Genomic DNA, 5,093 nt, shown 5'->3' with positions numbered 1-5,093 from the left:
TGCGCTGCTGGGGCGAGAACTCGGGTTGCGCGTAATGGGGATCGGGCGGAGGTGGCGCGGGCGGCGGCGGCTGATCGAGATGTTGTCGGACGGCCTCTTGCACGGCAAATCCGAAGCGGCGCGGGAGGCCGGCGTCAGCGCCGGCGTGATCGACGGGCTTGTCGATGAGGGCACGCTGACGATCGAGACAATGCCGCCGCCGCCCGCGCCACCTCCGCCCGATCCCCATTACGCGCAACCCGAGTTCTCGCCCCAGCAGCGCAGCGCGGTCGACGCCATGCGGGCGCTGGCGGCCAATGGCAGCTTTCACGTCGCGCTGCTCGACGGCGTCACCGGCTCGGGCAAGACCGAAGTGTATTTCGAGGCGGTCGCCGAGATCATCGGCCGCGGCAAGCAGTCGCTGATCCTGATGCCGGAGATCGCGCTGACCGGGCAATTCCTCGATCGTTTCGCGCAGCGGTTCGGCGTGCGTCCGCTGGAATGGCATTCCGAGCTGACGCCGCGCACCCGCGCCCGCAATTGGGCCGCGATCTCCGCGGGACAGGCGCCGGTCGTGGTCGGCGCGCGCTCGGCGCTGTTCCTGCCCTATGCCGATCTCGGGCTGATCATCGTCGATGAAGAGCACGACCAGGCCTACAAGCAGGACGACGGCGTGCATTATCATGCCCGCGACATGGCGGTGGTGCGCGCGCATATCGCCAAGATCCCGATCGTGCTGGCCTCCGCGACGCCGTCGGTCGAGACCGAGGTCAACGCCCGCAAGGGCCGTTATCAGCGCGTGGCGCTGCCGTCGCGGTTCGGCGGCCAGCACATGCCGCAGATCGAGGCGATCGACCTGCGCCGCGAAGCGCCGCCGCGCGGACGTTTCATCTCGCCGCGATTGGCCGGGCATATCGGAAACGCGATCGAACGGCGTGAACAGGCGCTGTTATTCCTCAATCGCCGCGGCTATGCGCCTTTGACCCTGTGCCGGGCCTGCGGGCACCGCTTTGCCTGCACCATCTGCGACGCCTGGCTGGTCGATCACCGCTTTCGCCAGCGGCTGGTCTGTCACCATTGCGGCTTCTCGATGCCGCGGCCGCCTGTCTGCCCGCATTGCGCGGCGGAGCAATCGCTGGTCGCGGTCGGGCCCGGCGTCGAGCGGCTGCAGGAGGAGGCTGCCGCACTGTTTCCGGAAGCGCGCACCATGGTGCTGTCGAGCGACCTGATCACCTCGATCGAGACCATGCGCAGCGAATTGAACGAGATCGCCGAGGGCCGTGTCGACATCATCATCGGCACGCAACTGGTGGCCAAGGGGCACAACTTTCCGCGGCTCAATCTGGTCGGCGTGGTCGATGCGGATCTCGGCTTGAGCAATGGCGATCCGCGCGCCGCCGAGCGGACCTTTCAATTGCTGAACCAGGTGATCGGGCGCGCCGGGCGCGATCGGGGCCGTGGCGTCGGCTATCTGCAGACCCACCAGCCCGAACATCCCGTGATGAAGGCGCTGGTGGCCTGCGATCGCGAGGCATTTTACTTGAGCGAAATCGCGGCCCGCGAACGCACCGGCTATCCACCGTTCGGCCGGCTCGCCAGCCTGATCATCTCCGCCGGGGATCGGTCGACGGCGGAGAGCTTTGCGCGCCGGCTGGCCGTGGTGGCGCCGATCGACGCGCGGATCCAGGTGCTGGGTCCCGCCGAAGCCCCGCTCGCGCTGATCAGGGGCCGCTACCGTTTCCGGCTTCTGGTGAAGTCGCAGCGCAATGTCGACCTGTCGGACTATTTGCGCGAATGGCTCGCGGCAGGCGCCAAGACCAAGGGCAATCTCAAGCTCGAAGTCGACGTCGATCCGCAGAGCTTTTTGTAGCGGGGCGACGGGAAAGTCGCTCTCACCGTCGAATGTCATAAGAAAGCCCGCCGTCATTTACGACGGCGGGCTTGATCGGTACGCGGAAAGATCCACGACCGTACGCTACGCAACGCTTACCGAACGTGTTGGAATCGGAAGAGACGTATTGGATCTCTTACGAGACGATTTCGGCGGTAACGTGGCCGACCCCGGCGCCGGTCAGGCCGACCGCACGGGCGGCGCCGGTCGAAAGATCGAGTACCCGGCCGCGGATGAACGGGCCACGGTCGTTGACGGTGACGACGACGCTGCGGCCGCGATGGGTCACCCGCAACTTGGTGCCGAACGGCAGCGAGCGGTGGGCGCAGGTCAGGGCGTTCTGGTCGAAGCGCTGGCCTGAGGCGGTCTTGCTGCCGGATTCATTGCCGTAAAAGGAGGCGATGCCCGAGAAACTGCGCCCGGAGCCCGCAGAGGGGCCCATCAAGGCATTGGCGTCGCGCCAGGAAGCGCCCTCGGATGCGACATGGGCGTGGTGGGCATGATGATGGCGATGATGGTGCCTGGACTTGGCGGAAGCTTCGGCGACGCTGCCACCGACCAGGAGAGTTGCGGCGACAAGAGCGAGCGCCGTGCGCGACCAGGTTTTGTTTCCCAGCGCAGAGTTCTTGGAATTCAACATATAATCAGTCCTCAAAGAGTATTGCCACATGGGTGACAAGTGGAACCCCCGTCCCGTTGCGAATGGGCGTCGTTTGGTTGCGCAATGAGGCATGAATTGGGCAGTAAATCTGAAATTTATCCGGCTTAGACACTTGCTGATGAGATAAATAATCAGAGGATATTCCGTAATCTTTGACAATAACGATTCATAAACCAGTTAATTACTATACAATACTTAAGAACGAAGTCTTCGACGCCGATGCCCAGGTTTTCGCGCAAGTAATCGGCGAATGAAGCCAACAGACCGGTTCGGCGCCGGAAGCCTCAGAGCATGGCGCCCATGCAAATGCGCAGGGAATGGATTGAGAGCCAGCCGACGGCGGCGTGGGACCGTCAGGCAAATTCGGGGCAGCCGAACAGGTGTTCAGAAGGTGCTGAGCTGGCTGAAAAAATCGACATGCGCCAAGCCATCGCCCGCAGGCGCCGTCATGTTGCACCTGCGCGCTCGCTATGTTAGCAAAGCCGCGATTTTACCGGTCCCGGTACTTCCTGTGCCGGTCGAAAATCGAAGTCCCGCTTGAATTCCAAGGGCTTGGATCGCTTGGCGCCGCTTTTTGGCGACGGTTTTTCCCTTGCGAGTTTGACAGCTAAAAAAGAGCGCGTCCGTGGCTGCTGCAGATCCGTCCGTTTCGGGAGTGTCCGGTCGTTACGCAACGGCCCTGTTCGAGTTGGCGCGGGACGAGAAATCCGTCGACGCGGTGAAAGCCGATCTCGATCGCTTCGATGCCATGCTGACCGAGAGCGCCGATCTGAAGCGCCTCGTTCGCAGCCCGGTATTTTCCGCCGACGCGCAGTCGAAGGCGCTCGCTGCGGTGCTCGACAGGGCGGCGATAACAGGCACTTCCGCGAAATTCCTGAAAGTGCTGACCGCCAATCGCCGGCTGTTTGCCGTCTCCGACGTGATCCGCGCCTTCCGCGCGCTGGTGGCGAAGTTCAAGGGCGAGGCGACCGCCGACGTCACCGTCGCCGAGCAGCTTACCGACAGGAATCTCGACGCTCTCAAGACCGCGCTGAAATCGGTGACGGGCAAGGACGTCGCGCTCAACGTGAAAGTCGATCCCTCCATCATCGGCGGCCTTGTGGTCAAGCTCGGCAGCCGCATGGTGGATAGTTCGCTTCGCACCAAACTCAATTCGATCAAGCACGCGATGAAAGAGGCAGGCTGATGGACATCCGCGCCGCGGAAATTTCCGCGATCCTCAAGGAGCAGATCAAGAATTTCGGCCAGGAGGCCGAGGTTACCGAGGTCGGGCAGGTGCTGTCCGTCGGCGACGGCATTGCCCGCGTCTACGGTCTCGACAACGTCCAGGCCGGCGAGATGGTCGAGTTCGAGAACGGCACCCGCGGCATGGCGCTCAATCTCGAGACCGACAATGTCGGTATCGTTATTTTCGGCGCCGACCGCGAGATCAAGGAAGGCCAGACCGTCAAGCGCACCCGCGCCATCGTCGACACGCCGGTCGGCAAGGGCCTGCTCGGCCGCGTGGTCGATGCGCTCGGCAATCCGATCGACGGCAAGGGCCCGATCAAGGCCGACAAGCGCATGCGCGTCGACGTCAAGGCGCCCGGCATCATTCCGCGCAAATCGGTCAACGAGCCGATGGCGACCGGCCTCAAGGCGATCGATGCGCTGATCCCGATCGGCCGCGGCCAGCGCGAACTGATCATCGGCGACCGCCAGACTGGCAAGACCGCGATCGCGCTCGATACGATTCTGAACCAGAAACCGCTCAACGCGCAGCCCGACGAGAAGATCAAGCTGTATTGCGTCTATGTCGCGATCGGCCAGAAGCGCTCCACCGTCGCCCAGTTCGTCAAGGTGCTCGAAGAGCAGGGTGCACTGGAATATTCGGTCGTGATCGCCGCCACCGCCTCCGATCCGGCGCCGATGCAGTACATCGCGCCGTTCACCGGCTGCACCATGGGCGAATATTTCCGCGACAACGGCATGCACGCCGTCATCATCTATGACGATCTGTCGAAACAGGCGGTCGCCTATCGCCAGATGTCGCTGTTGCTGCGCCGTCCGCCGGGCCGCGAAGCCTATCCTGGCGACGTGTTCTATCTGCATTCCCGCCTGCTCGAGCGCGCCGCCAAGCTGAACGACGAGCACGGCTCGGGCTCGCTGACCGCGCTGCCGGTGATTGAAACCCAGTCCAACGACGTGTCGGCCTACATCCCGACCAACGTGATTTCGATCACCGACGGCCAGATCTTCCTGGAAACCGATTTGTTCTTCCAGGGCATCCGTCCCGCGGTCAATGTCGGCCTGTCGGTGTCGCGCGTCGGATCGTCGGCGCAGACCAAGGCGATGAAAAAGGTCGCCGGCAGGATCAAGGGCGAGCTGGCGCAGTACCGCGAAATGGCGGCGTTCGCGCAGTTCGGAAGCGACCTCGACGCCTCGACGCAACGCCTGCTCAACCGTGGCTCGCGCCTGACCGAGCTGCTGAAGCAGCCGCAGTTCTCGCCGCTGAAGATGGAAGAGCAGGTCGCCGTGATCTACGCAGGCGTGAACGGCTATCTCGACCAGATGCCGGTCAAC

General features: G+C 63.6%; 4 protein-coding genes. 3 read left to right on the top strand and 1 reads right to left on the bottom strand.

The features are described 5' to 3' along the window. Positions 1-1,849: primosomal protein N' (locus WCE35_RS13105; protein WP_424593775.1), on the top strand; the 1,849-nt coding region annotated here is incomplete at its 5' end. A gap of 157 nt (positions 1,850-2,006) precedes the next feature. Here WCE35_RS13105 and WCE35_RS13100 read toward each other — a convergent pair. Further along, positions 2,007-2,510: a septal ring lytic transglycosylase RlpA family protein gene (locus tag WCE35_RS13100; RefSeq protein WP_424593774.1), complete on the bottom strand. Its 504-nt coding sequence runs from the start codon at positions 2,508-2,510 to the stop codon at positions 2,007-2,009. 646 nt (positions 2,511-3,156) lie between these two features. Here WCE35_RS13100 and WCE35_RS13095 point away from each other — a divergent pair. Next, a complete protein-coding gene (locus WCE35_RS13095) occupies positions 3,157-3,717 on the top strand; it encodes a F0F1 ATP synthase subunit delta (protein WP_424593773.1) in 561 nt (186 codons plus the stop codon). Beyond that, the coding region (gene atpA / locus WCE35_RS13090; RefSeq protein WP_424593772.1) for a F0F1 ATP synthase subunit alpha at positions 3,717-5,093 on the top strand (1,377 nt) is incomplete at its 3' end. The genes WCE35_RS13095 and atpA, both read left to right, overlap by 1 nt.

It is taken from the genome of Bradyrhizobium sp., assembly GCF_049691595.1.
In the GTDB taxonomy this organism is placed as follows: domain Bacteria; phylum Pseudomonadota; class Alphaproteobacteria; order Rhizobiales; family Xanthobacteraceae; genus Bradyrhizobium.
The sequence above is the reverse complement of the archived record's forward strand: the minus strand, read 5'-3'. Positions and strand labels throughout refer to the sequence as shown.